Here is a 2,643-nt window from a genome sequence, read left to right as displayed (position 1 = left end):
ATGGTGTGGATCAGGTACACGTCGACCTCGTCCAGATGCTTGACCGCCTCATCGATGGCGGCGAACCGAGCACGCTGCGCGACCCGCTGCACGAGCGGGTCGTGGTTCCACTGGGGCGCGCCCGGGCCGGTGAGGGAGAGGGCGATGCGGTCCAGGTCGATGACGATGTCACGCGCTGTCGCGTGCGCTTGGATCCACGAGCTCTTGCCCGCGGCCGGCGGGCCGGTGATGACGTACAGCACGCTGCGTCACCTCCGGGCAGGGGCGCCGCCTCCGGTCAGCGACGCCACTCCTTGCGGTAGTCGGGGTGGTCAGCGTAAGGCGTGGCGAGCAGCTTGAGGACGTCCAGGCCCCACGGTTCTCCCTCGCCTGGTAGGAACGATCGCTGTCGGTCTTCGGGGCCCGTGACTTCGACCAGAGGGGCCTGACAGAGTTCGATGATCTTGCGCTTCGCCTCGATGTCCGCGAGCACGTGGTGGGGGTCTGCAGGTCCGTTCGCCATGCGAATGCCAGCAGAGAGGGCCGCGGATGCCATCTGGATCGGAATGCCCGCGTAAGTAGCGGTGCTGCGGACAGCCTTGTCCTTCACGCCTTCCGGATCGCCTGCCCATGCGGCGTCTGCGTCCAGCCGGGCCTTGAGGAACTGCACCAGGTCGTCACTCATGCTGGCCATGCTCTCACCACGTACGTGGGTGCGGGGCTGGTCGTCTGATGCAGGTGGGGTTGTGCCGGCCGAGGAAGCGGCAGGCGAGCTAGCCGGGGATGCGGGCGGCGGCGCTGCGGGGCTCGCCGATGGCGTAGCGCAGCCAGTAGGTGAGGCCGGTGGCGGTGTGGCTGTACTGGTACCAGCGGGGTGGTGGCGGGGCCTGGCGTGGGGCGAGTTGACGCCGGTCGCTCATGGTCACCACCTCCGGGAGGCTCGGGCCAAGGGCTGGGTGATGCGGTTGCCGCGGGCGCTGTTGCAGCGGCGGTGTGCGCTGCGGGCGTTGGTGGGGTCGAGGAGGTCGCCGCCCAGTGACAGTGGGATGGCGTGATCGAGGGTGAAGGCCCAGCGGGAGCGTTGTGCGGCGGCCCCGGTGAGGCTGTAGTCGATGCGCTGGCCACAGCGCCAGCAGGGCAGGCCGAGGGCGCGTTGCTGGGCGCAGAGTCGGCGGTAGGGGCGCCCGTTGCGGGGGTTGCCGGCCACGGGCGCCACCTCCATTCACGCCTTGGGCACTGCCCATTCCGCGTTCTCAGGGAGGCTCTCGGCCGTGTAGAGGATGCGTTCGGGCCTTTGGCTGCCGGGGACGGGGAAGACGGTCTTCCCACGCACGCACTCGCCGGCCTTCAGCTTGGCGTCGTAGGGGTACTCGGGCTTGGGGAAGTCGCCGTACGTGACGTTGCTAGGCTCGATGCGCGTGCCGTCGGCGTAGGCGAGCGCCCAGGGGTAGCGGGTGACTCCGGCCAGGCCCTTCTTGAGGCAGGCCTTGATGTCGACGGCGGCCCAGACGTAGCCGTCGGTGCCGAACTCTTCTTCGGCCGACCGGGAGTTCTTGGCGACGTCCTGCTCGTAGCCCATGACGGTCACCGCCATGGTGACGTCGTCGTCGCCGGTGAAGGTGAAGGTCTCTCCGATTGCTCTTGGGGCGACCGGCGTTGACTCGGACGGAGTGGGTGCGGCGGTGGTTTCGGTGGCCGTGGGAGTGGTCTCGTTCTTCGCGGTGGGCTCGCTGCCGCCGCTGTTGCTGCCACCGCTGCAGCCCGTAGTTGCTGTTGCTGCGGCGAGCAGGGCGGCGCAAGTGGCTCTCCGGATGTGCATGGTCCCCCCAAGGACGCGCGGGTGCTGAAGGGGCATCATCGCCCGTGTGGAGGCGCTGTGTTGCAGCGTGTGTCTGTTCTGTGAGGGTGGGCCCGCTGCCCGCTGCCCGCTGCCGGGTTCGCACTGCGGGTGATCGGGGTGGGGTTGCCGGCCACGGGCGCCACCTCACGTCTACTCCTGCTCTGCCTCGCTATCGAGCTGCGTGGCGAGAGCGTTGAATGCGGTGACGTACTGGTTGGCGGCGCGCAAGGTGCCGTTGTCGGGGGTCACGTTGTAGGTCTGGGCTGCTCCGTTGCCGAACGTGACGTTGATGACCGCGGCGCCCTTGTTCTTGCGCCCGGTGGCGGCGGCGGACACGCCCAGCGTGGCCGCGCCGGCGACGAGCCGGGTGGCTGTCCAGCCCTTGTGGGCGCCTGCGTTGATGAACTCGGCGTGCCCGCCGCGGATGGGGCCGAGCGTGGTCTCTCCGAACTTGGAGCTGGGCCACGAGCGCATCATGGCCGCGGTGTTGAGGGTCTTCTCGGCCGGGTGGGCGCTACGCCACTGGCTGAGGGCCTCCTTCTCGGCCTGCCTGTTGGCGGCCCACTCTTCGCGCTGCCTGCGCTTCTCCGCCCGACGTGCTTCCTTCTGCGCGGCCTTCTCCGGGTCTCTTCTGAACACGATGTCCCCCAAGACACGTGGGTGCTGAAGGGGCATCATCGGCCATACGGGGGCCCTGTGTGGGGGTGTGTGGCTGTTCTGTGACGTGGGCCCGCCGCCCGGACCGGGCCCGCGCTGCGTGCGTTGGGGCGCGCGCAGGGGGCTTCCGGCCGCCTCGCCGGGCAGCGGGGGCTATAGGGGTGGGG

General features: G+C 69.6%; 6 protein-coding genes. All 6 read right to left on the bottom strand.

Translation table 11 applies throughout. The features are described from left to right. On the bottom strand, positions 1-242 hold a 242-nt coding region (locus ABZ780_RS31590), incomplete at its 3' end, for a hypothetical protein (RefSeq protein ID WP_357488400.1). 35 nt (positions 243-277) lie between these two features. Then, positions 278-664 carry a DUF6221 family protein gene (locus ABZ780_RS31585; protein WP_357488398.1) on the bottom strand — a complete coding sequence of 129 codons (387 nt, stop codon included), beginning with the start codon at positions 662-664 and terminating at the stop codon, positions 278-280. Positions 665-752: 88 nt separating this feature from the next. Further along, complete coding sequence (locus ABZ780_RS31580) at positions 753-899, bottom strand: hypothetical protein (protein WP_357488396.1); 147 nt, start codon at positions 897-899, stop codon at positions 753-755. Positions 900-901: 2 nt separating this feature from the next. Then, on the bottom strand, positions 902-1,186 hold the full coding sequence (locus ABZ780_RS31575; RefSeq protein ID WP_357488394.1) for an HNH endonuclease: 285 nt from the start codon (positions 1,184-1,186) through the stop codon (positions 902-904). Between the two features lie 15 nt (positions 1,187-1,201). Beyond that, positions 1,202-1,798 carry a hypothetical protein gene (locus ABZ780_RS31570; RefSeq protein WP_357488392.1) on the bottom strand — a complete coding sequence of 199 codons (597 nt, stop codon included), beginning with the start codon at positions 1,796-1,798 and terminating at the stop codon, positions 1,202-1,204. Between the two features lie 171 nt (positions 1,799-1,969). After that, entirely contained in the window at positions 1,970-2,458 is a 489-nt protein-coding gene (locus tag ABZ780_RS31565) for a hypothetical protein (RefSeq protein ID WP_357488390.1), read from the bottom strand. Positions 2,459-2,643: the final 185 nt, after the last annotated feature.

Source organism: Micromonospora sp. NPDC047467 (assembly GCF_040643095.1).
In the GTDB taxonomy this organism is placed as follows: domain Bacteria; phylum Actinomycetota; class Actinomycetes; order Mycobacteriales; family Micromonosporaceae; genus Micromonospora.
The sequence above is the reverse complement of the archived record's forward strand: the minus strand, read 5'-3'. Positions and strand labels throughout refer to the sequence as shown.

Bases quoted from the DNA above. Each gene is read 5' to 3' on its own strand.
- ABZ780_RS31585 (WP_357488398.1), bottom strand. From the start codon at position 664: ATGAGTGACGACCTGGTGCAGTTCCTCAAGGCCCGGCTGGACGCAGAC.
- ABZ780_RS31570 (WP_357488392.1), bottom strand. From the start codon at position 1,798: ATGCACATCCGGAGAGCCACTTGCGCCGCCCTGCTCGCCGCAGCAACA.
- ABZ780_RS31580 (WP_357488396.1), bottom strand. From the start codon at position 899: ATGAGCGACCGGCGTCAACTCGCCCCACGCCAGGCCCCGCCACCACCC.